Raw genomic sequence first — 26,874 nt, 5'->3', positions numbered from 1 at the left:
AAAGGCTCCGTCCCTCATGTCGCACACCCCCCATGCGCGCTCCCTCTCACCCCGCCTGATCGCGGCAACGACAGCCGCCCTGCTACCGCTGGGCCTGCTCGTCGCCGCGCCCCTGGCGAACGCCGCCCCCAACCCCGCACCGCCAGGCAACTTCACCTCCTCGTTCGAGTCCGCCGACCCGCAGCCCGCCACCAGCACCGTGGAGGTCGGCCCGAACGGAAAGCCGGTCCAGGCCAACCTGAGCGGCACCGTCGCCACGCTGCCCGGCAGCCTGCTCGGCCAGGTCAGCGCCGTGACCGCGCGCGACGAGAACCCGCCGCGAGAGATCGCCGCGAACCTCAAGGACGACGATCCGTCGACCAAGTGGCTCGTGTTCGCGTCCACCGGCTGGGTGACCTACCAACTCGCCAAGCCGGCGACGGTGGCGCGCTACTCGCTGACCGCTGCCGACGACGCGCCGAACCGGGACCCGAAGGACTTCGTCGTCCAGGGGTCGAACGACGGCACCACCTGGACCGACCTGGACAAGCGCGCCGGCGAGAAGTTCAGCGGGCGCTTCGCCACCAAGACGTACAGCTTCACCAACCCGAACGCCTACGGCTTCTACCGGCTCAACGTCACAGCGAACTCCGGTGACTCGCTCGTGCAGCTCGCCGACTGGAACATCAGCGACGGCTCGGACGTCCGGCCGCCGGCCACCCCCATGGTCAGCGAGGCGACGGCCGGCCCGAACGGCGGCTACACCACCAAGCCGGACGTCGGGTTCACCGGACTGGCCGCGCTGCGCTACTCCGGCGGCGCCGAGGGCAACGGCCGGTCCTACGCGACGAACAAGCTCTTCGACGTCACCATCCCGGTCGGGCCGACGACCCGACTGTCGTACAAGATCTTCCCCGAGTTCACCGGTGGGGACGGCCGGTACCCGTCCACCTACACCGCCGTCGACCTGCACTTCACCGACGGCAGTTACCTCAGTGGCCGCTCGCCCGCCGACCAGCACGGCTACCCGCTCACGGGCGCCGGTCAGGGCGCCTCGAAGGTGCTCTTCGCCGACCAGTGGAACCTGGTGCAGGCCGACCTCGGCACCGTCGCGCGCGGCAAGACGATCGACCGCATCCTGCTCGCGTACGACAACCCGCAGGCCACCGGGGAGACCCGGTTCCAGGGTTGGCTCGACGACATCGAGCTGACGGCCGCGCCGGAGTCGATCGACGGCGCGAAGCTGACCAACTACGTCGACACCCGACGGGGCACCAACTCGACGGGCGGCTTCTCGCGCGGCAACAACCTGCCGATCACCGCAGTGCCGAACGGGTTCAACTTCTTCACCCCGGTGACCGACGCGACCTCCGACTCGTGGGAGTACGAGTACCACCGGATCAACAACGAGGCCAACCTGCCCACGCTCCAGGGCCTCGCGATCTCCCACGAGCCCAGCCCGTGGATGGGTGACCGCAACCAGATGTCAGTCATGCCGGTCGTCGGTGGCGGGCCGCTCACAGGTCAGCCCGCCGGTCGTGCGCTCGCTTTCAGCCACGACGACGAGACGGCGCAGCCGGACCTCTACCGGGTCAGGCTCCAGAACGGCCTGGTCGCGGAGATGTCGCCCACCGACCACGCCGGGATCATGCGGTTCACCTTCCCCACCGGGCAGCCGACCGGAAGCCTCGTCTTCCACAACGGCACGTTCACCATCGGCGCGGACGGCACGTTCACCGGTTGGGTCGACAACGGAAGCGGCCTGTCGGCCGGTCGTAGCCGGATGTTCGTCTCCGGCGCCTTCGACCGGGCGCCGACGGCGTCCGCAGCGACCTCGGCCACCTTCGACATCTCCGGTACGCCGGAGGTGACTATGCGTCTCGCCACGTCGTTCCTCTCCGTCGACCAGGCGCGCCGCAACCTCGAACTGGAGGTCACCGGCAAGAGCTTCGACCAGATCCACGCCGCCGCGACGGCCGCGTGGAAGGACCGGCTCGGCCGGGTCGAGCTGCGGGGCGCCACCGAGTCGCAGCTGGTCACCATGTACTCGAACCTGTACCGGCTGAACCTCTACCCGAACTCGCAGTCGGAGAACACCGGCACCGCCGCCGCGCCGCGCTGGCAGTACGCGAGCCCGGTCTCGGCGCCGACTGGCGCGTCGACCCCCACCCGGACCGGCGCGAAGGTCGTCGACGGGCAGATCTACGTCAACAACGGCTTCTGGGACACCTACCGCACCGTGTGGCCCGCCTACGCGCTGCTGTACCCGGACGTCGCCGCCAAGATCTCCGACGGGTTCGTCCAGCACTACCGCGACGGCGGCTGGATCGCCCGCTGGTCGTCCCCCGGCTACGCCGACCTGATGACCGGCACCAGCGCGAACGTGGCGCTGGCCCAGGCGTACCTCACCGGGGTCGAGCTGCCCGACCCGCTCGCGGCGTACGACGCGGCCGTCAAGGACGCGACAGTCGCGTCCGGGCGCAGCGCGGTCGGACGCAAGGGCATCGAGAGCTCCCTGTTCCTCGGCTACACGCCGACGTCCACTGGGGAGTCGGTGTCCTGGGCGCTGGAGGGCTACATCAACGACTTCGGCATCGGCAACATGGGTGCGGCGCTCGCCAAGGACCCGGCCACGCCGAAGTCGGAGCGCGCCCGGCTCAAGGAGGAGTCGCGGTACTTCCTGGAGCGGGCCCGCAACTACGTCCACCTCTTCGACCCGAAGACGAAGCTCTTCCAGGGCCGCGACGCCGCCGGCAACTTCCTCGCCGGTGACCCGCTGGACTGGGGTGGCGTCTACACCGAGACCAACGGGTGGAACTTCGCGTTCACCGCCCAGCAGGACGGCCAGGGCCTGATCAACCTGTACGGCGGGCAGAAGGCGCTGCGGGACAAGCTCGACGCGTTCTTCACCACCCCCGAGAACGCCGACCGCCCCGGTGGGTACGGCGGCGTCATCCACGAGATGCTCGAAGCGCGCGCGGTGCGGATGGGTCAGCTCGGCATGAGCAACCAGCCGTCGCACCACATCCCGTACATGTACAACGTCGCCGGCGCGCCCGCCAGAACGCAGGAGACGGTGCGGGAGATCCTGCGGCGCCTCTACGTCGGCAGTGAGATCGGCCAGGGCTACCTGGGCGACGAGGACAACGGCGAGATGTCGTCGTGGTACGTCCTCAGCTCGCTGGGCATCTACCCGTTGCAGGCCGGGTCGTCCGAGTGGGCGATCGGCTCGCCGCAGTTCACCAGGATGACAGTGCGCCGCAGCAGCGGCGACATCGTCGTCAACGCGCCGAACAACAGCGCGACGAACGTCTACGTGCAGGACGTGTTGGTAAACGGCAAGAAGCAGCGCGGCCTGTCACTGGATGTCGCGACGCTCGCCAAGGGCGGCACCATCGACTTCCAGATGGGCCCCAAGCCGTCGTCGTGGGGCACCGGCCGAAACGACGCGCCGCCGTCGCTGACCAAGGGTGACGAGGCACCGAAGCCGTTGCAGGACGTCACCGGCCCCGGTCTCGGCACCGCGACAGCGACCGGCGGTCAGGACGCGTCGAAGCTGTTCGACGACTCGTCGACCACGCAGCTGACCTTCACCTCGGCGACCCCGCAGATCACCTGGGCCTTCCGTGGTGGCAAGCAGAAGCCGAAGTACTACACGGTCACGTCCGGGGCCGGTGCCGGCGATCCGGCGGACTGGCGCCTGCAGGGCTCCAACGACGGCCTCACCTGGACCACAGTGGACTCCCGCGCCGGTCAGGTGTTCCCGTGGCGCAACCAGACCCGCCCGTACTCGATCGACAAGCCGGGACGGTTCGCGCAGTTCCGCCTCGCCGTCACGAAGACCGTCGGCGCCGCGCAGACCAACCTCGCCGAGGTCGAGCTGCTCGCCGGCGGTGACCTCGACCTCGGGGGCGGCGACATCACCGTCACGGCGGCGGACGGCGTGCACGCCACCACCGGCGTACCCGTCTCGGTGCCGTTGGCCACCGTCACCGGCGGCGACGCCAGCGCCTACCAGGCCACCATCGACTGGGGTGACGGCACGCCGGTCACCGCGGGCACCGTGACGTTGAGCTCGCGGGCCGTCTACCGCATCGCCGGGTCGCACACCTACACCACACCCGGCTACCACCAGGCGAACGTCACGGTGACCGACGGCGAAAGCCAGAGCTCCGCGACTGTCGGCGTCGAGGTGGTGTACGCCCCGGCCTCCGGTCTCACCACAGCGTTCGACAGCGTCTGCGTCGGTGACGAAGGGGTCCTGGCGGCGGACTGTGACGCCAAGTCCTGGGCGTACTCGCGGGCCGCCCTGGCGGCCGGCGGTGTCACCCAGGGCCAGCCGCAGCAGGTTCCCGGAACGGCGCTGCGGTTCACAGTGCCGGTGGTCCCGGCCGGGCAGCCGGACAACGCCACCGGCAACGGGGCGACAGTCGTCCTCGATCTTCCGGAGGACGCGAAGAGCATCTCGTTCGTCGGCGCCGGAACGCAGGGCAACCAGAGCACCACCGGCACGGCGACGTTCAGCGACGGCAGCACGGCCAGCGTTCCGATCCAGTTGAGCGACTGGACGCTGGGCGGCAACGCCAACGGCACCCCGTCCTACGGCAACATCATCGTCGCCCGGACGGCGTACCGGTTGCAGGGCACGAGCCGCGACGGCGCCCAGCCGTTCCTCTTCGCCACCGCGCCGTACCAGATTCCGGCCGGCAAGACGCTGGTGTCGGTGACCCTGCCGACGCAGACCGGTGACCCTCGCTCGGCGGGTCGGATCCACGTGTTCGCCGTGGCCAACGACGGCACGCCCGCCCCGACGCTGACGACCGCCGCCCCGAAGAACCAGACGGCCACCGCCGGGCAGGCCCTCGCGGCGAACCTCGGTGCGGTGACCGGCGGCGTTCCCGGTACGGCGGGCTACCGCGCCCGCGTCCAGTGGGGTGACGGCACGGTTCCGGACGATGTGACGGTCGGCGCGTCCGGCGCGATGACCGGCCAGCACACCTACGCACGGGAGGGCACCTACACGGTGCGTGTCACCGCGTGGGACACGCTGTCGAGCAGCACCCGGTCCTTCACAGTGACAGTGGCCCGGGGCGGATCGCAGCCGGCGATCGCGCTGTCCGCGTCCGGCACCGTCACCACCGGTGGCGCGATCACCGTCAACGGCAGCGGCTTCGCCGCCGGCGAGCAGGTGACCGTCAGCGTCGGCACCGACCCGGGCCGGACCATGAAGGTCGCGGCCTCCGCGACGGGAACGGTCCGCGCCTCGGTGCCGACCTCCGGTGACGCACAACCCGGCCGGTACGCCGTCACCGCGACGGGCGCGTCCTCGCGTACGCCGGCCACGGCCACCGTCCAGGTGACCGGGGAGCCGGAGGCGCGGACCTACCAGCCGCGGGTGGCGCTGCTGACGACCTCGGGCCCGCGCGGCACGTCGATCATGGTCGACGGTTCCGGGTTCGCGCCGAACGAGGTGGTCACGATCGCCTTCGGGACCGGACTGGCGGTCAGCACCGTGCGCGCGAACGGTGACGGCGTCATCTCCGGCGCGACGGTCAGCGTTCCGGGTGCGGCGAAGGCGGGCGCGACCAGCGTCACGCTGAACGGCGCCACGTCGGCGACGAAGGTGTCCCGACCGTTCACCGTCACCGGCTAGCACCGAGCCGGGGACAACGTATCCGCGTGGGGCGGGCCGTGATCACGGCCCGCCCCACGCCGCATCGCGACGATCGACTGTCAGTGCGGTGGCAGCAGCGCGTCGACCAGGTCGCGCAGCGGCCCGACCAGGTCCTGTTCGGTGGCGGAACTCAGCGGTTCCAGCCGGATCGACGACCGCAGCACCGCGACTCCGATGCCGGCGGCGAGGGCCATCTGGGCGCGGAGCAGGAGCTGTTCGCTGCCCGGTTCGCCCGGACGCCATCCGCGAGCGGCCGCCAGTTGTTCGCTGGAACGGACCAGCACGGCGCGCCGGATCTCGTCGGCCCCCGCGTCCCCGGACGATCGCAACAGCAGTGAGAGCTGGCTCGACAGGCCCGCCGCGCCGAGGTCGGCGATGTGCCGGGCGATGGCCTCGGGCACCCGGTCGGCCGGCGTCTGGCCGGTGGTTCGGCGCAGCTCGTCGCCGGCCGCCCGCAGGCACGCCTCGAACAGGCCCTCCTTGGACGTGAAGTAGCGGCTGATGAGCGCCACGTTGACGCCCGCGTCGTCGGCGATGTCCCGGACGGTGGTGGCCGCGTAACCGTCCCGGGCGAAGCGCTGCCGAGCGGCGTCGAGCAGCAACTGCCGGGTCTCGGCCGCGTCCCGACGGCGACGCCGGGCCGGTTCGCCGGCGGTGTTGCCGGTCGCGGGGACAGGCGGTTCTGCTGTCACGACGCGTCCTTCCTCTGCTCTGGCTCGGCATCGGTGCCTAGTAAGTAAACATATGTTGACTTTCCGGCCACGGCAAGGTCCGGTGCGGCCCGAGGGTGACGTAAACGACTGTTGACATGAGTCTCGGGCTGCGCATACTGGCTAAGTCAGCAAACGTTTACATCTAGTTCGGGGATCTCATGACCCACACCCTCGAGGAGTCGACACACCTCGGCTCCGCGTCCGGCGCCGCCCCGCGCGCCAACAGCACCCTCCTGGTGCTGTACCTGTCACTGGGCGGCCTGGCATTCGCGGTGCTCCAGTCGCTGGTGGCGCCCGCGCTGTCCACCATCGGAAGGGACCTGGGCGTCTCGACCGGAGACATCAGCTGGGTGCTCACGGCGTACCTGTTGGCCGCCTCGGTGCTGACGCCCATCCTCGGACGTCTCGGTGACATGGTCGGCAAGCGTCGGGTCCTCATCGGCGTCCTCGCGGCCCTCGCCGCGGGCACACTGCTCGCCGCCCTGGCTCCCAACCTGACAGTGCTGATCGTCGCGCGGGCGCTGCAGGGCGCCGCCGGAGCGATCCTGCCGCTGTCGATCGGCATCGTCCGCGACCAACTGCCCCGGGAGAAGGTCGGCGTCACCGTCGGCCTGCTGTCGGCGATCTTCGGGGTCGGCGCCGGTGTCGGCATCGTGGCCGCCGGCCCGATCGTGGAGCACCTGTCGTGGCACTGGCTGTTCTGGCTGCCGCTGGTCCTCGTCGTCGTCGCGTTGCTCGGGGCCATCTTCGGGATGCCCGAGTCGCGGGTCCGCACGCCCGGGCGGCTCGACATGCTCGGCGCGGCCATCCTGTCGGTGTCGCTGGTCTCGCTGCTGCTGGCGGTGAGCAAGGGGCAGGGCTGGGGCTGGACCGAGCCGAAGACCATCGGACTGTTCCTGCTCGGCGCGGTCGCGATGGTGGTGTTCGTCCGGGTCGAGCTACGGGTACGTGAGCCGCTCATCGACATGCGGCTGATGCGGATCCGCGGTGTCTGGGCCACCGACCTCGTCGCCCTGATCCTCGGTTTCGCGATGTTCGGGACGTTCGTGCTGGTACCGACACTGCTGCAACTTCCCGCCGCCACCGGGTACGGGTTCGGCAAGACGGTGTCCCAGGCGGGCCTGTTCCTGCTGCCCACCGTCCTGGTGATGGTGGTCTTCGGTCCCCTCGCGGGTCTGCTGGACCGGCGCTTCGGTCCCAAGGTTCCGATGTTCCTCGGCACTGTCGCGGTCGTCGTCGCATTCGCGCTGCCGGCGTTCGCGCACGGCGCGACGTGGCAGGTGCTGCTCTCCGGGGTGCTCACCGGCGCCGGCATCGGCCTGGCGTTCGCGGCCATGTCCAACGCCATCATCGAGAGCGTCCCGGCGGGGCAGACCGGCGAGGCGAGCGGCGTCAACACCATCGCCCGCACCATCGGCAGCAGCATCGGCGCGGCGGTCGTGGCGGCCGTCATCACGTCGAACAGCACCCCTGCGGGGCTGCCCACCGACGCGGCGTTCACCGCCGGCTTCTGGGTCTGCGCGGGCGTTGCGGTCCTGGCCGTCCTCGCGGCACTCGCCCTGCCCTCGGCGCGTCGCCGTCACGAACAGGCCGTCGCCGCCGGTGTCGACGACCTTCCGCCCGAGCCGGTCGAGCTGCACCTGCCCCACCGGCACCACTGAGCAGGCGGCCGACACCCGCCGAACGAGCGCAGGCCGTGTCCACTCCTGGTGGGCACGGCCTGCGCCGTTCGGTGCGACCTCACGCTGCTCGCGGCACGCTCAGTCGGAGCTGCCAGCGCGCGCCCTGGCTGGTGAGCCGGACGACCGCCAGGGGCTCCACGTCCACCTGCCGGTACGTCGCGATCGGAAGACCGAGGGCGTGCACCACCGCGACCCGGATCACCAGTGGGTGGGTGACAGCGATGACGCGTCCACCGGCTTCGTGCTGCTCGTCCAGCCAGCTACCGACCCGATCCCGCACCGCGGTGACGGACTCACCGCCGTGCGGCGCGGACTCCGGCGTGGACAGCCACTCGTGCAGCGCCTGCGGCTGCGATCCAGCGATGTCCTCAAGCGACCGTCCGGACCAGTCCCCGTAGTCACAGTCGGCCAACGCGGTCTCGATCGTCGGCAGCAGGCCGAAGGCGTCGGCGGTCTGTCGGGCGGCCACCGCGGGGCTGGACAGGCAGGTGGCGTTCACGCCGAGGGGCCCACGCCCGTCCGCACCCGCCTGGGCCTGGGCGAGTGCGGCACGCAGGCCACCCTCGTCCAGGCCGTCGTCCGCGCCGCCGAAGCGGGCCCGGCGCAGAGCGGCAGTGTGACCGTGAGCGACCAGCCGAAGGCTGGTGCCGGTCACGTGCTCGGCAGTGCGGTGCCGGCCCGGCGACGCCGCTCGTGGTGCATCAGGGCCGCGAACAGCAGGCCGATGCCGGTCCAGAGCACGACCTGGGTGCCGAGCGAGGCCAGTCGGAAGCTCCACAGCAGGGTTGCCGGGAAGTCCGCCGGAACCTCCTGGAAGGACGGCATCACCACGTACGACACTGCCGTGACCAGCAGGAACCCGCCCACGGCCGCGGCGGCGCGCAGCCAGGTCGGCGCCTGGGCGCCGACCGACCGGTAGCCCAGCGAGCCGGCCCACACGGCCACCAGCCCGAGCACCACCATCAGCAGGTAGGTGACGGTCCGTTGGTTGATGGTGGCCGGGTCGCCGACCGCCGGCGGGTTCGCCGGGTACTTGAGGAACGGCACGATCACCGCGCCGAGCAGCGCGGCGCCGGCCAGCAGCAGACCCGACCGCCCGTCGTCGTCGCCGCGTCGCCGACGAGACAGCAGGACGTACGCCGTGGCCAGCAGACCGCCCATCGCGGCCCCGAACAGGCCGGTGGCCAGGAACAGGCCGCCGCGCTGACCCGTCCGGCTGACCAGGGCGTCCTCGTGCTCGTGCGCACCGGCGGCGGGCTCAGCGTGCGTCGCCGCCTCCTCGATGGCGATGGCTGCCTCGACGTGCGGTTCGCCGGCGACGTACGCGAACGCCCCGGCCAACAGGCCGGCGATCAGGCCGGCCAGCAGCCCGCGGACGAGAACGGCGAGGAACGGGGGAGCGGCGGTGGGGGTGTTCAGTGGCACGGGACGCCCAGCAGGTGCCGGCCGTCGTGCATCAGCTCGTGCAGGTACATCCCGCTGCGCGACACCGCCCCCTGGTCGAAGGCGACGAGGTACGCCAGCAGGGTGAGCACGGCAACGGTCGCCAGAGCCGTCCACAGCAGACGGGTACTGCCAGCGGGGTGCACCAGCGGCTGGCTGGAAGCGGAGCTAGACATGAATACACGAACCTCCCCAGGGATGACGCGTCCCCATCGCAAGGCTGCGGACGACCGAGCGTCCTGGCTCGCGGCCCCCAGGTGTGGTTGGGGACCGCTCACAGTGGCGCGACCGCGCCGGATTCACACCGGCTTCCCTCGCGTCGCCGCAGATAGTGGGTCGACGGTATCGGTGCCGCCTCAGGCGGTCAACCCGGACCCCGCGCCTTGAACGCATCCGGATACCGGTACGTCGACGAGGCGGACCGGCCGCAGGTGCCAGTGGATTCGTCAGACCAAAAGGCGACAGTGTCGGAAGCCGATCGTGGCGCGCGTTCCGGGACTCAACAACAGTCTGTTACCGCTAACATGGTCAACCTGCCAGATCGGCTCTGTGGCTCCGGGTCGACCCGGAGGGCTCGATCAGCGACTGGGCGGGGTGTGCGGTGGACGAGAACGCGCCAGGGCGGTTCCGGTGATGAGCGGCGACGTCGCGCGACGACCGGGCATCGTCGACGCGCATCATCACCTCTGGGTCCGGACGCGGCACCCACAGCCCTGGATCGATCCGCACACCATGGCCGCGATCGACCACGACTTCACGCCGCTCGAGCTCGCCCCGGCGACCCGGGCCGCCGGGGTCACCCAGACCGTTGTCGTCCAGTCCGTCGCCGTTCGGTCGGAGACGCCCGAGCTGCTCGGCATCGCGGCCGACGACCCCCTCGTCGCCGGGGTCGTCGGCTGGGTCGACCTCACCGCCGCCGATGTCGACCGCCGCCTCGCCCGACTGCGCAGGGCCCGGGGCGGCGAACGGCTGGTCGGGATCCGCCACCTGGTCCAGTCCGAACCCGACCCGACCTATCTCGACCGCCCCGACGTGCGGCACGGCATCGCCACGGTCGGTGCCGCCGGCCTCGCCTTCGACCTCCTGGTACGCCATCGTCAGCTGCCGGCGGCCATCCGGCTCGTCCGCGACCTGCCCCAGGTGCGGTTCGTCCTGGACCACCTCGGCAAGCCCCCGCTCGGGCGCACCGATCTCGGTGACTGGCAGCGCGACCTGAAGGCGCTCGCGGCCGAGCCCAACACGACGGCGAAGCTCTCCGGCCTGGTGACCGAAGTGGACGGCGGGTCCTGGACGACGGCCGACCTGCGGCCCGCGGTCGACCACGCACTCGACGTGTTCGGGCCGGATCGGCTGATGTTCGGCTCGGACTGGCCGGTGTGCCTGCTCGCCACCTCGTACACCCGCTGGGTCACCGTCCTGGGTGACCTGCTGGACCCGCTGTCCGACGACGAGCGGGCCGCGATCTGGCGCCGGACCGCCGGCCGGGTCTACCGGCTGGCCCCGTTCTGAGACGGCAGCGCCTTCCGGCCTGGGGGCATAGCATGTTATCGATAACATGCCAGCGGCGGCAGTCGATGTCGATGTGGTCAGACGTATGCCTTCGGTGGTGCAGGTAACGATGGCAAAACATGCCGGCAAGACCTTGGCAACATACGTGAATGCGTGGCAAGGTAACGCCTGATCGTGGGAAACATCCGACCTATCTCCAGGGGTTGTGCGGGCACCTGACCGCACCACCGTTCGAGCGGGGTCGGTCGCTCACAGGCGTTCGGCTCGTCGGCGGGTCCCCGTCGGACGCCGGCGCCGCGCTTGGGGAGGTCAGGTCCGACGATGAGTAGCGCCGAGGCAACCGCCGGCACGCAGCGCGGCGAACTCAGCGACTGGTTCCGGGAGCGGATCTCCCACGCCGTCTCCGAGTTCACCGCCGCGACCGCGTTGGTCGTCCTGTTCATCGCCTTGACCTTCGCGAGTCCCTACTTCCTGACAGCGGACAACCTCTTCAACATCGGGGCCCAGACGGCGGTGATCGCCATCATCGCCACGGCCCAGACGATGGTCATCATCACGAAGGGCATCGACCTGTCCGTGGGATCGGTCGCCGCGCTCGCCGGCGTGTTGGGCGCGATGGTCGTGCGCGATCTCGGCTTCTCGCTCTGGGCGGCGACGGCGGTCGCGATCGGCGTCGGCGCACTGGCCGGGCTGCTGAACGGGCTACTGGTGACGGTGGCCCGGATTCCGCCGTTCATCGCGACGCTGGGGACGATGTCAGTGGGCCGCGGCCTCGTCTTCATCATCACCGGAGCCGTCGGCGTCTACGGCCTGCCCCGGTCCTTCCAACTGCTCGGCAACGGGCAGATCCTCGGCATCCCGTTCGCCGTCGTGATCACCGTCCTGGTCGCCGTCGGGGTCGCCTTCCTGCTCTCCCAGACCCGCTTCGGTCAGTACACCTACGCGATGGGCTCCAATCTGGAGGCGGCCCGCCGCTCCGGCATCCGGGTCGGGCGGCACCTGACCGGCGTGTACGTGCTGGCCGGCGTGCTGGTCGGGCTCGGCGGCATGATCGCCGCGTCCCGGGTCAACTCCGGCCAGCCCAACTACGGCATCTCGCTGGAACTCGACGTCATCGCCGCCGCCGTCATCGGCGGAGCCAGCCTGTTCGGCGGGCAGGGCCGCATCGTCGGGACCATCATCGGCGCGTTCCTCATCGCCCTGGTCCGCAACGGCGCCGTCCTGCTCGACATCAGCATCCACTACCAGCAGGTGATCGTCGGCGTGATCATCTGGGCCGCCGTCTACTTCGACCAGTACCGCCGCCGGCGGCTCGAATCACGGGGTTGACATGCCATTCCGAGAGTCCGAACGAGGAAGGACACACACCATGGCACACACCACCACCAGCCGGCGGACGCGAGGACGACTCCTGCGCGCGCAGGCGATCCTGGCCGCGGCCGCGGCGACCGCCCTGCTCAGCGCCTGCGGCGGGGTCGAGGTCCGGGACGGCGGCGACGGCGCGACCAAGGACGCGAGCGGCCCGTTGAAGCTCGCCGTCGTACCCAAGGCGGTCGGGGCCGACTACTGGAACACGGTCAAGGCCGGCGCCGAGTGCGCCGCGCAGCGCGCGGGGGACGTCACCGTCCAGTGGGACGGGGTGACCGCCGAAACCGACGTCGAGGGCCAGGTCAACCTGATCCAGAACTTCGTCACCAAGAAGGTCGACGGCATCGTCTACGCGGCGACCGACTCCAGCGCGCTGGCACCGGCGACCGACAAGGCGCTCAGCGCCAACATCCCGGTCGCCATGATCGACTCTGGCACCAGCCCGCAGCCGTCGAACGTGCCCCTCTTCGCCACCGACAACCGCGCCTCGGCGACCGAGGCGGCGAAGCTGCTCGCCACCGAACTGGGCCCCGGCAACCACGAGGTGGCGCTCGTCGAGTTCCAGCCCGGATCGCAGACCAACACCGAGCGGGTCGACGGTTTCAAGGCCGGCCTCGCTCAATACCCCAACCTGAAGCTGGTCGGCCAGCAGCCCAGCCGCAGTGACGTCAACGAGGCCCGACGGGTCACCGAGAACATCCTCACCGCCAACCCCAAGCTCGCCGGCGTCTTCGCGGCCAACGAGCCGAGCGTGCTCGGTGCCGCGCAGGCCATCCAGGCGGCCGGCAAGTCCGGCAAGGTGGTCATCATCGGCTGGGACGCGGCTCCGGACGAGATCGCCGGGGTGCGCAACGGCCAGATCTCGGCGCTGGTCGTGCAGAACCCGTTCAAGATGGGCTACTTCGGCGTCGACAAGATGGTCAAGCACCTTCGGGACAAGGCGCCGCTGGCATCGGCCGACACCGGCGTCACGTTCGTCACCAAGGAGAACATCGACTCGGCGGAGATCAAGGCGGTGCTCGAGCCCAGCTGCGCCAACCCGCCGGTGCAGTGATGGCCGCGACCCCCACGGCCACCGCGGACAGCGACCAGCAACCCACCGACGCGGAACCGCCGGTCCTCGAAGCCCGCGGCATCGTCAAGCGGTTCGGGCACGTCGAGGCGTTGCGTGGCGCCGACTTCACGGTCCGCCGAGGCGAGGTCGTCGCGCTGATCGGTGACAACGGCGCCGGCAAGAGCACCCTGATCAAGACCCTGTCCGGTGTCCACCCGCCCGACGAGGGCGAGATCCGGGTCGGCGGCCGCCCGGTCCAGTTCTCCACTCCGGTCGATGCCCGACGGGCGGGGGTGGAGACGGTCTACCAGGACCTCGCCGTCGCCGACGACCTCAGCGTGGCCGCCAACCTGTATCTCGGCCGGGAGATCCTCCGCTCCGGGCCACTCGGCCGGCTCGGGCTGTTGGACAAGCGCGCCATGCGCCAGGGCGCCGCCGCCGCCCTCGACGAACTCGGCGTACGGATCCCCCGGGTCACCACACCGATCGCGATGCTCTCCGGTGGGCAGCGGCAGTGCGTGGCGGTGGCCCGCGCCATCATCTGGGCGACCAACGTGGTCATCCTCGACGAGCCCACCGCGGCCCTGGGTGTGGTCCAGACCGGGCGGGTGCTCGACGTCGTTCGGCGTGCCCGTGACGCCGGCATGTCGGTGGTGCTGGTGAGCCACAACATGCCGCAGGTGCTCGAGATCGCCGACCGGGTCGAGGTCCTGCGCCTCGGTCGGCGCGCTGCCCAACTCCGCGCCGACGAGGTCACCACCGACGATCTGGTCGCGGCGATGACCGGCAGCACCAACGTGGATCGGGACGAGCGGTGACGGCTGCCGTCCAGCGGGGTGCGCACGAACCCGCCCGTCCGGCGATCCGCAGCGGCGTCGGGCCGCCGCTGCGGCTGAGCCCACTGGGCTTCGGCGCCTCCCAGGGCGGCAATCTCTACCGGGCGACGTCGGACGAGCAGTTCGCCGCCGCCGTGGACACCGCGTGGGCAGGCGGCATCCGATACTTCGACACGGCACCGCACTACGGGCTGGGCCTGTCCGAACGGCGCCTGGGCGCGGCCCTGCGCTCCCGCCCACGCGGCGAGTACGTGGTGTCGACGAAGGTCGGCCGGCTGCTCGTACCATCACCGGAGACGGCGCACCGACGGGATCCGGAGGGGTTCGACGTTCCCGCCGACCATCGCCGGGTCTGGGACTTCAGCCGCGACGGCGTACGCCGTTCGCTGGAGGCGAGCCTTCGGCGCACCGGCCTGGACCGGATCGACGTGGTGTATCTGCATGATCCGGACGAGCATTGGGAGCAGGCCGCGCGCGAGGCGATCCCGGCGTTGGTGGAGCTGCGGGAGCAGGGCGTGATCGGTGCCGTCGGGGCGGGGATGAACCAGTCCGCGATGCTGGCCCGCTTCGTGGCGGAGACCGACGTGGACGTGGTGATGTGCGCCGGCCGCTACACCCTGCTGGAGCAGGGCGCACTGACCGACCTGTTGCCCGTCGCGCAGGCCCGCCACGTCGGTGTGGTGGTCGCCGGTGTCTACAACTCCGGGCTGCTGGCCCGGGACATGCCGCCGCCCGACGCCGTCTACGACTACCAGCAGGCGCCGGCAGAGGTGATTGATCAGGCCCGCCGGATAGCGCGGGTCTGTCAGATGTACGGCGTCACGCTGCCCCAGGCGGCGTTGGCGTTCGTCCGTCGTCACCCGGCAGTCGTCTCGACGGTGGTCGGCATGCGGGACGAGGCCCAGGTGACCGAGACGCTGGGTCGATCTGCCGTCGACGTCCCTGATCAGCTCTGGACGGCGTTGTACGACGAGGGGCTGCTCGACGTGCAGCCGTGAGGGTCGGCGGTCACGACCGGGCCGTCACGATGCTCGCGTCAGCGTCGTCGGGTAACCCCTGCAACGACTCCTCCACACCGATCAGGTGGTTGGCCATCCGGGTGCGCGCCCGTTCCGGGTCGCGCGCCACGAGGGCCTTCAGGATCGCCACGTGTTCGTGATGGGTGCGCAGGTCCGCGCCCTCCTCGTGCAGACTCCGCCAGAGCCGGCCACGGATGGTGCGCCCGGCGAAGGCTTCGATCAGGCCGACGAGCACCGGATTCTCGGCGTGTACCGCGATGATCCGGTGAAAGGCGATGTCGATCTCCATGATCCGCTCGTGGTCCGGCGGTGACTGGCCGATCAACCGGGCCGCCTCGTCGAGCAGGTCACCCGCCTGGGCCAGGGCCTCGTCGGTGATCCTGGTCGCCGCCAGGCAGGCGGCCTCGCACTCCAGCAGCCGGCGAACGGTGTGGATGTGCCGGGGGTCGCCCTGGCCCTGGAAGTCCACCACGAAACCCATCGGGGCCAGCAGTTGTGGCGCGTCGAGGTTGGTGACGTAGGTGCCGTCGCCCTGGCGGATGTTGACGATGCCCAGGATCGACAGGGCCGACATCCCCTCGCGCAGGGACCCCCGCGAGACACCGAGCTGCTCGGCCAGGTCCTTCTCGATGGGCAACCGGTCCCCGGGCCTGAACTGCCCTTCGAGGATCATCCGCTTGATGCCGTTGACCACTTCGTCAGTGCGAGACATGATCCCCCTAACGGCCGGCGGGGGTGGCCTTCCCACCCGCGATCACGTACGCCGCCTCCGGAGATGACACGGTAGTCGGGTCTGTCGCCGCCCAGTAGTGGCCGTCGGGAAACCGGTAGAGCGCCACCGACTCCTGACGCATCCGGGTGGAGTAGCCGGGCTGGCTGGGCAGGACGTATCCGCTGCCGGAGCCGGTGTCCCGGATGATGCAGGGATCGGTGAAGTGCTCGTGCAGGTGGTCGACGAACTCGGTGACCCGGTTGGTGAGGTCCCCCGAGATCGCGACGTAGTCGAGCACCGACACGTGTTGGACCATCTCGCACAGCCCGACACCGCCGGCGTGCGGGCACACCGGGACGTCGAACTTCGCGGCGAGCAGCAGCACGGCGACGATCTCGTTGATGCTGGCCAACCGGCCGGTGTCCAGTTGGCAGAAGTCGATGGCCTCGGCCTGGAACAGCTGCTTGAACATCACCCGGTTGTGGCAGTGTTCGCCGGTGGCGACGCCGATCGGAGCGACGGCGCGGCGGACGGCCGCGTGGCCCAGGATGTCGTCGGGGCTGGTCGGCTCCTCGATCCACAGTGGTGTGAACTGGGCGAGGGCGGTGACCCATTCGATGGCCTGACCGACGTCCCACACCTGGTTGGCGTCGATCATCAGGTTGCGATCCGGCCCGAGGATTTCCCGCGCGATAGCGCATCGGCGGATGTCGTCGTCGAGGTTGGCGCCCACCTTGAGTTTGACGTAGCCGTAGCCGGTGTCCACCGCCTCCTGACACAGCCGGCGCAGCTTGTCGTCGCCGTAGCCGAGCCAGCCCGCCGAGGTGGTGTAGGCGGGGTAGCCGGTCCGGTCGAGCTCGGCGAGGCGGGCGGCCTTCGTGCCCTCCTTGCCCCGCAGGATGGCCAGTGCCTCGTCCCGGGTCAGCGCGTCGGACAGGTAGCGCAGGTCCGCGATGTCGACGAGTTGCTCGGGGGACATGTCGACGAGCAGCCGCCACAGCGGCTTGTCGGCGAGCCGGGCGACCAGGTCCCACGACGCGTTCAGCACGGCGGCCAGGGACAGGTGGACGACGCCCTTCTCCGGACCGAGCCAGCGCAGTTGCGAGTCGGAGGTGAGGAGGCGGTAGACGGCGCCCATGTCCGCTGCCATCGTCGCCACGTCCAGGCCCACGAGAAGCTGCGCCTGGTGGACTGCCGCCGCCGCGACGATGTCGTTGCCTCGACCGATCGTGAAGGTCAGGCCGTGCCCCGCGAGTGGCTCGCCCGCGCCGTCGACGCCGTCGGTGTGCAGGACGACGTAGGCCGCCGAGTAGTCGCCGTCCTTGTTCATGGCGTCTGAGCCGTCAGCGGTCAGGGAGGTGGGGAAGCGGACGTCTTCGACGGTGACGGCAGTGATCTGCGGCATGCGCTCCTCGCCCGGCTAGGCTAAAGATCAGATGATCACTGGGAGTATACGGAGGGCCGCTCCAGCACGTCAACGATGTCGATCACTGCAGGCCCACAGACATATGATGTTTGGCTCACCGGGTCGATCCGCCTTGCCGCCCATCGTGCCGGTTGGCGGGCGGAGGTGGCGGCTGTGGCGGGTCGTGGAGATTGGATGTTCCACCCCGCCCTGAGGCATTGACGGCCGCGTATGGGTGTGGCTTGCGGCACCGTGGCCTCGATACGTCAAATCTTTGTCGACTGTCGACACCCGCGCGGAGAGCCCGTCTCCGGTGTCCGGCGTCGGTCGGCGTGGCGTGGTCGGCCGGGGCGGTGACGGTGGTCACCGAGTCGCCGCCGACACGCCCGAGACCGACATGTGGGGTGTGACAACGGCTGCGTCCCTATATATGGTGTCGAACGCAGCTGGTTCGGCCGCTCATCCAGGGTGGTCGAGGCAACAGGGAACCCGGTGGAAATCCGGGACTGTCCCGCAGCGGTGAGTGGGAACGACAGCCGTCATCAGCACTGGGCCACCAATCGGCCTGGGAAGCGACGGCCAGTAGGAGACCGGCGAGCCCGGTCGTGCCCGCGAGTCCGAAGACCTGCCAGCGCGCCGCGTACCCGCACCCGGGTGGGCGGCGGTCCGAGGCCGCGTGGGACGGCTGACGCCACCTGACCCACGCCGGGCTGGCGTGGCGTCCGTCGGTGTCTGTCTCCTCGCGTCCGGGCCACCAGGTCTCGAACTCCGAGGAGCGAGTGGTGACAGTCACCGAGGTAGTCCCGGCCAGCGGCGACGCGACAGCGCGACGGACGCCGATGCAGGTCCGCAAGCGCGACGGCGGCACCGAACCCGTGGACGTGAACAAGATCGTCCGGGCCGTCGAGCGGTGGGCCGACGACCTGACCGACGTCGACCCGATGCGGGTGGCCACCCGCACCATCAGCGGCCTCTACGACGGCGCGACCACTGCGGAACTGGACCGGCTGTCCATCCAGACCGCCGCCGAGATGATCGGTGAGGAGCCGCAGTACTCGCGCCTCGCCGCGCGGCTGCTGGCCGGCTACGTCGACAAGGAGGTGCGTCGACAGGGCATCACCTCGTTCAGCGCGGCGATCCGGGTCGGCCACGCCGAGGGCCTGATCGGCGACGACACCGCCGCGTTCGTCGCCGCACACGCCGCGACGCTCGACCACGCCATCGACAGGGACGGCGACCGCCGCTTCGAGTACTTCGGCCTGCGCACCGTGTACGACCGCTACCTGCTGCGCCACCCCACCAGCCGACTGGTGCTGGAGACCCCGCAGTACTGGTTGCTGCGGGTGGCCTGCGGCCTGTCCCGGACCGCGGACGAGGCGGTCCACTTCTACCGGCTGATGTCCAGCCTGGCCTACCTGCCCAGCTCACCGACCTTGTTCAACTCCGGGACCCGGCACACCCAGATGTCCTCCTGCTACCTGGTCGACTCCCCGCTCGACGAGCTGGACTCGATCTACCAGCGGTACGCCCAGGTCGCCAACCTGTCCAAGTTCGCCGGTGGCATCGGCATCGCGTACTCCCGGGTCCGCTCCCGCGGAGCGCTGATCCGGGGCACGAACGGGCAGTCCAACGGGATCGTGCCGTGGCTGCGCACGCTGGACGCGAGCGTCGCCGCGGTAAACCAGGGCGGCCGGCGCAAGGGCGCTGCCTGCGTCTATCTGGAGCCGTGGCACCCGGACATCGAGGAGTTCCTGCAACTGCGGGACAACACCGGCGAGGACGCCCGGCGCACCCACAACCTCAACCTGGCCAACTGGATCCCGGACGAGTTCATGCGCCGGGTCGAGGCCGACGAGCTGTGGTCGCTGTTCGACCCGCACGAGGTGCCCGAGCTGCCCGACCTGTGGGGGGAGCGGTTCGACGCCGCGTACCGGGAGGCCGAGGCGCAGGGCCGCTACGTGCGGCAGGTCCCGGCACGGGAGCTGTACGCAAAGATGATGCGGACCCTCGCCCAGACCGGCAACGGCTGGATGACCTTCAAGGACGCCGCCAACCGACTGTGCAACCAGACCGCCGAGCCGGGCAACGTGGTGCACCTGTCCAACCTCTGCACCGAGATCGTCGAGGTGTCCAGCGACACCGAGACCGCCGTGTGCAACCTCGGCTCGGTGAACCTCGCCGCCCACCTCGCCGACGGCGGCATCGACTGGGAGCGGCTGCGCGCCACGGTGCGGACCGCTGTGACGTTCCTCGACCGGGTCATCGACATCAACTACTACCCGACCGCGCAGGCGGCGGCGAGCAACCCCCGCTGGCGGCCGGTCGGACTCGGGCTGATGGGCCTACAGGACGTCTTCTTCGCGCTGCGGCTGCCGTTCGACTCGCCGGCCGCCCGGGAGCTGTCCACCCGGATCAGCGAGGAGCTGTACCTGACCGCACTGGAGACGTCCGTCGACCTGGCGCGCGACTTCGGCGCGCACCCGGCGTACCCGCAGACCCGGGCCGCGCGGGGCCAGCTCCAGCCCGACCTGTGGGGTGTCGAGGGTACGCAGACCGCGCGGTGGGACGCGCTGCGCGAGCGGGTCGAGGCGTACGGGCTGCGGAACTCGCTGCTCGTGGCGGTGGCGCCGACCGCGACCATCGCCTCGATCGCCGGGTGCTACGAGTGCATCGAGCCGCAGGTGTCCAACCTGTTCAAGCGCGAGACCCTGTCGGGGGAGTTCCTCCAGGTCAACACCGCTCTGGTACGCGAGCTGAAGGCCCGCGGTCTGTGGACCGAGCGGATCCGTTCGGCGATCAAGCGGGCGGAGGGGTCGGTGCAGGACATCGCCGAGCTGCCGGCCGGCGTACGGGAGCTGTTCCGCACCGCGTGGGAGCTGCCGCAGCGGACGCTGATCGACCTGGCCGCCGCCCGCGCCCCGTTCATCGACCAGTCCCAGTCGCTGAACCTGTTCCTGGCCGCGCCGACCATCGGCAAGCTCTCCTCGATGTACCTGTACGCCTGGAAGGCCGGGCTGAAGACCACCTACTACCTGCGCTCGCGCCCCGCGACGCGGATCCAGCAGGCCACCGTCAGCGCCGTCGCACCCGTCAGCGCTGTCGCACCCGTCGTCGTCGACGCCGAGGCGCTGGCCTGCTCGCTGGAGAACCCCGAGTCGTGCGAGGCCTGCCAGTGACCCCCGCCGACGCCGCCACCACCGACGCCAGCACCACCGACACGAGGACCACGCACATGCTGCTCGACCCCGGGATGGACCTGACTCTCCGCCCGATGCGCTACCCGCACTTCTTCGACCGGTTCCGCGACGCGATCCGCAACACCTGGACGGTCGAGGAGGTCGACCTGCACGCCGACCTCGCCGACCTGGACAAGCTGTCGCCGGCCGAACGGCACCTGGTCAGCCGCCTGGTGGCCTTCTTCGCCACCGGTGACACGATCGTCGCCAACAACCTGGTGCTCAACCTCTACCAGCACGTCAACAGCCCGGAGGGTCGCCTCTACCTGTCCCGCCAGCTGTTCGAGGAGGCCGTGCACGTCCAGTTCTATCTCAACCTGCTCGACACGTACGTGCCCGACGAGACCGAGCGCTTCGAGGCCTTTGCGGCCATCGAGAACATCCCCTCGATCCGTCGCAAGGCCGAGTTCTGCTTCCGGTGGATCGACTCTCTGAACGACCTGCGGGAGCTGCGGTCCCGCGAGGACCGGCGCACGTTCCTGCTCAACCTGATCTGCTTCGCGGCCTGCATCGAGGGGTTGTTCTTCTACGGCGCGTTCGCGTACGTCTACTTTCTGCGCTCCCGCGGCCTCCTGCACGGCCTCGCCTCGGGCACCAACTGGGTGTTCCGCGACGAGTCCATGCACATGGCGTTCGCGTTCGACGTCGTCGACACCGTTCGCGCCGAGGAGCCGGACCTGTTCGACGACGATCTCGCCGACCAGGTTCGCCGGATGCTCGCCGAGGCGGTCGAGTGTGAGGTGCAGTTCGCCGAGGACCTGGTGGGCCACGGCGTGCCCGGTCTGACGTTGGCCGACATGCGGGAGTACCTCCAGCACGTCGCCGACCGCCGCCTCGTCCAGCTCGGCATCGCGCCGCACTACGGGTCGAGCAACCCGTTCGGCTTCATGGAGTTGCAGGACGTGCAGGAGTTGTCCAACTTCTTCGAGCGGCGGGTGTCGGCGTACCAGGTCGGGGTGACCGGCACCGTCGCCTTCGACGACGACTTCTAGGCGGCGGCCGCGGCCCACGCGTTGCCCCTGAGGACCGCCCCGTCCGCGCCGATCTTGCACTTTCTGTTGCCGATATATGCGCAATGCTATTTATGTCGCGACAGGAAGTGCAAGATCGCGGAGAAGAGGGCGGTCCAGTCTCGTCGATCATGGAGTTGTGGTGCCTGATTTGGTATTGCGCAGGCACTTTGTCACCCACCACAACTCCATGATCGACGAGGCGGTGCGGGGTTGGCGAACAGCCACTCCGTCTAAACGACGGTGCTGAGCTGCTTTTCACCAATTGATCAAGGAAGCGGCGCGCTCAGCTCTGGGCTTCCGCGACGTAGACACCTTTGCCCGGCTGGCCCTCGACCAACTCGCGGTCTTTGAGGATCGTCATGACCCGGTTGATTGTGGAGATGTGCACGCCGTACTGTTCGGCCAGCTCGCGGATGGACGGCAGCTTCTCGCCCGGAGCAAGCTCACCCGACTTGATTTTTCCCGCGATCTCGTTGGCGATCCGCCGGTAGTCCACTCGCTCGGTCGGCATGGGTCGATCTCCGTAGGGTTCCCTGGTTTCGGCAGCCCAATTTGATCACGAGAAGACCTGTTCCAACAAGTTCCACGAAGCACCTTGACCTGCTCCTACAAGTTGGAATAGGTTGCAGCTAGGTCGCGTTCCCTGGTTTCGGCAAACTCCTGGGTTCTCGGCCGCACACCCACCTGGGGGAGCACGGCAGATGGTCGAGGCCCCCAGGTGGGGTCAACGTCGTGAACGCAGGAGGGCGCCGCCGTGCCGATCGATGAACCGGTAAGTCGGGCAGACGAACTGTTCGCCGCGATGCGGACGCTTGATGCTCACTGGACTCGGGCACTTGACCAGCCGTGGCGTTCGGGCGGCTGCCTCGAGTGCACGAGTCAGAGCGAATGCCGTCAGCTCGATTGGTCGTTGGCTGTTGTGGCGGACGCCGCATCGATCATGTTGCAGAAGTGACGATGGACGGTGAGCAGTGCGGCGCCTTCGACGACGACTTCTAGGCGGCGACCGATCCGGGGGCCTGGCGTCGCTTGGTGAGCCACCGCATCACATGCAGGGGGTGCGACGCCGGGTCCGGGATCGGGTGGAAGACGTGTTCGATCTCGCCGTCGGCGACGATCAGGGTCAGCCGCTCGTAGAGCGTCATGTCGCCAGCGGTGCGGGTCGGCAGCCGCAGCGCGTCGGCCAGGGTCAGTCTCGGGTCGGGAATCAGCGGGTAGGGCAGCCGCAGTCGATGAGCGAGTTCACGCTGGTACCCGGTCGACTGCGCGGACAGGCCGTACACCCGGGCGGCGCCGGCCGCGCGGATCTCCGCGTGGTGGTCGCGGAACCAGGCGGCCTGCTCGGTGCTGCCACGGGCACCGTGGATCTCCAGCAGCCCGTTGGGCAGGTCGACGCCCGGTCGACCGGTCAGCGGGTAGACGAAGATGACGCTGCGCCCGGCACCAAGCGCGCCGAGGTCGACCGGGCGGCCGTCGGTGCCGTAGAACGACAGCGGTGGCAACCTGACGCCGATCAGCGCGGCGGGATCGGCGCCTTCGGCAGGACTGCCGGGTACGACCTGGGTCGCGGCGGCGTCCAAGCGCGCGTCCAGCGCGTCGCGCTGGGCGGTCAACTTGCCGATCCGTTCCTGGAGGTTCGTGATGGTGCTGCGGTACGTGGCCACCGCCGCCGCGCACACGTCGGTGTCGTCGGAACCATCGGCGATCGACTCGACGAACGGGCGGGTCTCCTCGACGGTGAGGCCGAGCGCCATCAGCTCGCGGATCTGCGCCACCAGCCGCACCGCGATCGGCTCGTACTCCCGGTAGCCGTTGCTCAGCCGCCGGGGTACGACCAGCCCGGCCGACTCGTAGTACCGCAGTGCCCGGACCGTGGTTCCGGTCCGCCGTGCCAACTCACCCACCCGCATCCCGCGACCCTAAACCCGCACCCCGGGGTACGGGTCAACGTGTCCATCGTCGCGGTGTCAGGGCCGCCGTTTCCTGCCAGTCTGGCTGCGAAAAGGCAGCTTGAACAGGGAGTGTGCGATGACGGCAATCAGTCGGGTGTGGGCTCGGCAGATCCTCGACAGCAGGGGCAACCCGACAGTGGAGGCCGACGTGGTCCTCGCCGACGGGTCCAGCGGCCGGGCGGCAGTGCCGTCCGGCGCGTCGACGGGGGCGAACGAGGCGGTCGAGCTGCGCGACGGGGACCGGACGCGTTTTCACGGCAAGGGTGTCAGCACGGCCGTCGCCGCTGTCAACGGCGAGATCGCCGACGCGGTGCTCGGGCTCGACGCGGAGGACCAGGCCCTGATCGACGAGACGATGATCGCTCTCGACGGTTCCAAGGACAAGGGTCGACTGGGCGCCAACGCGATCCTGGCGGTGTCCCTGGCGACGGCGAAGGCGGCGGCGTCGGCCCACCGGCAGCCGCTGTACCGCTACGTCGGTGGCGTCGGCGCCCGCCTGCTGCCGGTGCCGATGATGAACATCATCAACGGTGGCGCGCACGCCGACAATCCGCTCGACTTCCAGGAGTTCATGATCGCCCCGGTCGGAGCGCGGACGTTCGCCGAGGCGGTCCGGATGGGCGCGGAGGTCTTCCACACCCTCAAGGCGTCCCTGGCAGCGGCCGGGCACAACACCAACGTCGGTGACGAGGGCGGCTTCGCGCCGAACGTCACCGACGCCGACGAGGCGCTGCGGTTCGTGCTGCGCGCCATCGAGGACACCGGTTACCAGCCCGGCGTCGACGTGCGGATCTGCCTCGACCCGGCCAGCTCGGAGTTCTTCCGCGCGGGTGTCTACGACTTTGTCGGCGAGGGGCGCCAGCGCACCGCCGAGGAGCACATCGACTACCTGCTCGACCTGCTCTCCCGGTACCCGATCGGCTCGATCGAGGACCCGATGGCCGAGGACGACATCGCCGGCTGGAAGCGGCTGACGGCGGTGGCGGGGGAGCGCGTGCAGTTGGTCGGCGACGACGTCTTCTGCACCGATGTCGACCGGCTGCGCGACGGGATCGACGGCGGCTACGCCAACGCGATCCTGGTCAAGGTCAACCAGATCGGCACCCTCACCGAGACCCTGGCGACGGTGGACGCCGCGCACAAGGCGGGATACCGGGTGGTGATGTCGCACCGGTCCGGGGAGACCGAGGACACCACCATCGCCGACTTGGCCGTGGGTGTCGGCTGCGGTCAGATCAAGACCGGGTCGCTGTCGCGCTCCGACCGCACGGCCAAGTACAACCAGCTCATCCGCATCGAGGAGGAGCTCGGCGAGCGCGCCAGCTACGCAGGAGGCCGCTGAGGGGTGTGCTCCGGTCGGGTGGCGAGGTTCAGCTCGGTGAGGAGCTTCTCCACCCGGCCCCGGATGTCGTCGCGGATCGGGCGGACGGCGTCGACGCCCCTGCCGGCCGGGTCGTCGAGCTTCCAGTCCTCGTAGCGCTTGCCGGGGAAGACCGGGCAGGTGTCGCCGCAGCCCATGGTCACGATGACGTCGGAGGACTGTGCTGTCGCGTACTCCAGCAGTTTGGGGGTCTGGTCGGTGATGTCGATGCCGACCTCGCGCATGGCCTGCACGGCGGCGGGGTTGATCGTCTCGGCCGGCGCGGAGCCGGCCGAGCGGACCTCGACGGTGTCGCCGGCGAGGTGGCGCAGCCAGCCGGCGGCCATCTGGGAGCGGCCGGCGTTGTGGACGCAGACGAACAGGACGCTGGGTCTGTCGCTCATGTCGGGGTTGCCTTCCGGTTACGCGGTCGCGGATTGCGGGGGAGTGAAGAAGCGGCGGCGCGCCCACAGGGAGACGTAGACCAGGCCGACCAGGACGGGCACCTCGATCAACGGGCCGACGACCCCGGCGAGGGCTTGGCCGGAGGTGACGCCGAAGGTGCCGATCGCGACGGCGATGGCGAGTTCGAAGTTGTTGCCGGCGGCGGTGAACGCCAGCGTGGTGGTGCGCTGGTAGCCGAGGCCGATGACCCGGCCGAGGGCGTAGGAGCCGGCCCACATGAGCGCGAAGTACACCAGCAGGGGCAGGGCGATGCGGACGACGTCCAGGGGCCGGGTGGTGATGGCGTCGCCTTGCAGGGCGAACAGGATCACGATGGTGAACAGCAGCCCGTAGAGGGCGGCGGGGCCGATGCGGGGCAGGAAGCGGGCCTCGTACCAGGCGCGACCCTTGGCGCGCTCGCCGAGGCGGCGGGTGAGGTAGCCGGCGAGCAGCGGGATGCCGAGGAAGACGAGCACGTTGGCGGCGATGTCCCACGCTGACACGTTGAGCTCGGCCCCGGACAGCCCCAGCCACTGAGGGAGCACGGACAGGTAGAACCAGCCGAGCAGGCCGAAGGCGACGACCTGGAAGACCGAGTTGAGGGCGACCAGTACGGCGGCGGCTTCCCGATCACCGCAGGCGAGGTCGTTCCAGATGATGACCATGGCGATGCAGCGGGCCAGGCCGACGATGATCAGCCCGGTGCGGTACGCGGGTTGGTCGGCCAGGAAGAGCCAGGCCAGGGCGAACATCACGGCGGGGCCGACGATCCAGTTGAGGACCAGCGAGGAGATCAGCAGCCGGCGGTCGCCGGTGACGGTGTCGAGCCGGTCGTAGCGGACCTTCGCCAGCACCGGGTACATCATGACCAGCAGGCCGACGGCGATGGGTAGCGAGATCCCGCCGATCTGCACCGCGTCCAGGACGCTGTTCAGCCCGGGGATCAGCCGACCGAGGAGTAGGCCGGCGATCATCGCCAGCCCGATCCACACGGGGAGGAACCGGTCGAGTCGGGAGAGGCGGCCGACGACGGCGCTCTCGGCCGGGTCGCTCTGGAGGGTCGTCGTCATGTCGTCGGCGCCACGGTGAGCAGTGCGGCGAGCTGTCGCAGGATGGCCGGCCGGGCGCGGTAGTAGACCCAGGTGCCCCGACGCTCGGCGTCGACCAGCCCCGCCTCGCGCAGCGTCCTGAGGTGGTGCGAGATGGTCGGGCCGGTCAGGTCGAACGCGGGGGTCAGGTCGCAGACGCAGATCTCCCCGGTCTCGGCGGAGGCGATCATCGACAGCAGTTGCAGCCGCACCGGGTCGCCGAGGGCCTTGAACGCGGGCGCGAGCACCGCGGCGGCCTCGGCCGGTACGCGTCGCTCGGCCAGCGGGACGCAACACGACACGTCCACGGCCGGACCTGCTTGATTCGACATTCCTCTAGGTTGACACTTCTCTAATCAGTGTGCAACTGTCTGATTCGACGGACGT

Annotated in this window: 21 protein-coding genes and 2 riboswitches; of the genes, 10 read left to right on the top strand and 11 right to left on the bottom strand. The window is 69.9% G+C overall.

The window, feature by feature from the left end:
- Positions 1–16: 16 nt before the first annotated feature.
- Positions 17–5,632, top strand: a complete 5,616-nt coding sequence (locus tag OG598_RS14020) for a GH92 family glycosyl hydrolase (RefSeq protein ID WP_328654842.1) — start codon at positions 17–19, stop codon at positions 5,630–5,632.
- 80 nt (positions 5,633–5,712) lie between these two features.
- Here OG598_RS14020 and OG598_RS14015 read toward each other — a convergent pair whose 3' ends face one another.
- Complete coding sequence (locus tag OG598_RS14015; protein WP_328654841.1) at positions 5,713–6,345, bottom strand: TetR family transcriptional regulator; 633 nt, start codon at positions 6,343–6,345, stop codon at positions 5,713–5,715.
- A gap of 179 nt (positions 6,346–6,524) precedes the next feature.
- On the opposite strand from OG598_RS14015, the gene OG598_RS14010 reads away from it, so the two are divergent.
- Complete coding sequence (locus tag OG598_RS14010) at positions 6,525–8,027, top strand: MFS transporter (protein ID WP_328654840.1); 1,503 nt, start codon at positions 6,525–6,527, stop codon at positions 8,025–8,027.
- A gap of 79 nt (positions 8,028–8,106) precedes the next feature.
- Here OG598_RS14010 and OG598_RS14005 read toward each other — a convergent pair whose 3' ends face one another.
- From OG598_RS14005 to OG598_RS13995, 3 genes are read right to left on the bottom strand one after another with little or no spacing between them, the layout of a single operon-like run.
- The gene (locus OG598_RS14005) at positions 8,107–8,703 is read right to left on the bottom strand and encodes a histidine phosphatase family protein (RefSeq protein ID WP_328654839.1); all 597 of its coding nucleotides are present in this window, start codon (positions 8,701–8,703) and stop codon (positions 8,107–8,109) included.
- Entirely contained in the window at positions 8,700–9,473 is a 774-nt protein-coding gene (locus OG598_RS14000) for a CbtA family protein (RefSeq protein WP_328654838.1), read from the bottom strand. The genes OG598_RS14005 and OG598_RS14000 overlap by 4 nt, the downstream gene beginning before the upstream one ends.
- Complete coding sequence (locus OG598_RS13995; RefSeq protein ID WP_328654837.1) at positions 9,464–9,667, bottom strand: CbtB domain-containing protein; 204 nt, start codon at positions 9,665–9,667, stop codon at positions 9,464–9,466. Before OG598_RS13995 ends, OG598_RS14000 begins: the two co-directional genes overlap by 10 nt.
- Before the next feature lie 58 nt (positions 9,668–9,725).
- Positions 9,726–9,804: riboswitch (cobalamin riboswitch) on the bottom strand.
- A gap of 320 nt (positions 9,805–10,124) precedes the next feature.
- Between OG598_RS13995 and OG598_RS13990 the strand changes: the two genes are divergently transcribed.
- The 5 genes from OG598_RS13990 to OG598_RS13970 all read left to right on the top strand — a co-directional run bounded on the left by OG598_RS13990 (position 10,125) and on the right by OG598_RS13970 (position 15,256).
- Entirely contained in the window at positions 10,125–11,000 is an 876-nt protein-coding gene (locus OG598_RS13990) for an amidohydrolase family protein (protein WP_328654836.1), read from the top strand.
- A 321-nt stretch (positions 11,001–11,321) separates the two neighbouring features.
- Positions 11,322–12,329: an ABC transporter permease gene (locus OG598_RS13985; protein WP_091406814.1), complete on the top strand. Its 1,008-nt coding sequence runs from the start codon at positions 11,322–11,324 to the stop codon at positions 12,327–12,329.
- A gap of 40 nt (positions 12,330–12,369) precedes the next feature.
- Positions 12,370–13,422 (top strand): ABC transporter substrate-binding protein, encoded by a 1,053-nt coding sequence (locus tag OG598_RS13980; RefSeq protein ID WP_328654835.1) that lies wholly within the window; start codon positions 12,370–12,372, stop codon positions 13,420–13,422.
- The gene (locus tag OG598_RS13975; RefSeq protein WP_328654834.1) at positions 13,422–14,240 is read left to right on the top strand and encodes an ATP-binding cassette domain-containing protein; all 819 of its coding nucleotides are present in this window, start codon (positions 13,422–13,424) and stop codon (positions 14,238–14,240) included. Before OG598_RS13980 ends, OG598_RS13975 begins: the two co-directional genes overlap by 1 nt.
- A complete protein-coding gene (locus OG598_RS13970; RefSeq protein ID WP_328654833.1) occupies positions 14,237–15,256 on the top strand; it encodes an aldo/keto reductase in 1,020 nt (339 codons plus the stop codon). The genes OG598_RS13975 and OG598_RS13970 overlap by 4 nt, the downstream gene beginning before the upstream one ends.
- A 10-nt stretch (positions 15,257–15,266) precedes the next feature.
- Here the strand turns inward: OG598_RS13970 and OG598_RS13965 are convergent, their stop codons facing one another.
- Together OG598_RS13965 and OG598_RS13960 are read right to left on the bottom strand one after the other, a co-directional pair.
- Entirely contained in the window at positions 15,267–15,989 is a 723-nt protein-coding gene (locus tag OG598_RS13965) for a FadR/GntR family transcriptional regulator (protein WP_328654832.1), read from the bottom strand.
- 7 nt (positions 15,990–15,996) lie between these two features.
- Positions 15,997–17,394, bottom strand: a complete 1,398-nt coding sequence (locus OG598_RS13960) for an enolase C-terminal domain-like protein (protein ID WP_328654831.1) — start codon at positions 17,392–17,394, stop codon at positions 15,997–15,999.
- Positions 17,395–17,824: 430 nt separating this feature from the next.
- Positions 17,825–18,041: riboswitch (cobalamin riboswitch) on the top strand.
- A gap of 192 nt (positions 18,042–18,233) precedes the next feature.
- On the opposite strand from OG598_RS13960, the gene OG598_RS13955 reads away from it, so the two are divergent.
- Together OG598_RS13955 and OG598_RS13950 are read left to right on the top strand one after the other, a co-directional pair.
- Positions 18,234–20,570, top strand: coding sequence for a ribonucleoside-diphosphate reductase subunit alpha (locus tag OG598_RS13955; RefSeq protein ID WP_328655331.1), 2,337 nt, complete (start codon positions 18,234–18,236; stop codon positions 20,568–20,570).
- Positions 20,571–20,626: 56 nt separating this feature from the next.
- Positions 20,627–21,622 carry a ribonucleotide-diphosphate reductase subunit beta gene (locus tag OG598_RS13950; RefSeq protein WP_328655330.1) on the top strand — a complete coding sequence of 332 codons (996 nt, stop codon included), beginning with the start codon at positions 20,627–20,629 and terminating at the stop codon, positions 21,620–21,622.
- 304 nt (positions 21,623–21,926) lie between these two features.
- Here the strand turns inward: OG598_RS13950 and OG598_RS13945 are convergent, their stop codons facing one another.
- Positions 21,927–22,154 (bottom strand): winged helix-turn-helix domain-containing protein, encoded by a 228-nt coding sequence (locus tag OG598_RS13945; RefSeq protein WP_328654830.1) that lies wholly within the window; start codon positions 22,152–22,154, stop codon positions 21,927–21,929.
- 484 nt (positions 22,155–22,638) lie between these two features.
- Positions 22,639–23,553 (bottom strand): MerR family transcriptional regulator, encoded by a 915-nt coding sequence (locus tag OG598_RS13940; RefSeq protein WP_328654829.1) that lies wholly within the window; start codon positions 23,551–23,553, stop codon positions 22,639–22,641.
- Between the two features lie 118 nt (positions 23,554–23,671).
- Here OG598_RS13940 and eno point away from each other — a divergent pair, with 118 nt between their 5' ends.
- Positions 23,672–24,937 (top strand): phosphopyruvate hydratase, encoded by a 1,266-nt coding sequence (gene eno, locus OG598_RS13935; protein ID WP_328654828.1) that lies wholly within the window; start codon positions 23,672–23,674, stop codon positions 24,935–24,937.
- On the opposite strand, the gene OG598_RS13930 is transcribed toward eno, so the two are convergent.
- From OG598_RS13930 to OG598_RS13920, 3 genes are read right to left on the bottom strand one after another with little or no spacing between them, the layout of a single operon-like run.
- A complete protein-coding gene (locus OG598_RS13930) occupies positions 24,919–25,359 on the bottom strand; it encodes an arsenate reductase ArsC (RefSeq protein ID WP_328654827.1) in 441 nt (146 codons plus the stop codon). The genes eno and OG598_RS13930 overlap by 19 nt on opposite strands.
- 18 nt (positions 25,360–25,377) lie before the next feature.
- A complete protein-coding gene (arsB, locus tag OG598_RS13925) occupies positions 25,378–26,469 on the bottom strand; it encodes an ACR3 family arsenite efflux transporter (RefSeq protein WP_328654826.1) in 1,092 nt (363 codons plus the stop codon).
- On the bottom strand, positions 26,466–26,819 hold the full coding sequence (locus tag OG598_RS13920; RefSeq protein WP_328654825.1) for an ArsR/SmtB family transcription factor: 354 nt from the start codon (positions 26,817–26,819) through the stop codon (positions 26,466–26,468). The genes arsB and OG598_RS13920 overlap by 4 nt, the downstream gene beginning before the upstream one ends.
- Positions 26,820–26,874: the final 55 nt, after the last annotated feature.

It is taken from the genome of Micromonospora sp. NBC_00330, from assembly GCF_036136635.1.
GTDB lineage: Bacteria > Actinomycetota > Actinomycetes > Mycobacteriales > Micromonosporaceae > Micromonospora > Micromonospora salmantinae.
Note: the sequence above shows the minus strand (reverse complement) of the source record. Positions and strands in the feature narration are given on the sequence as shown.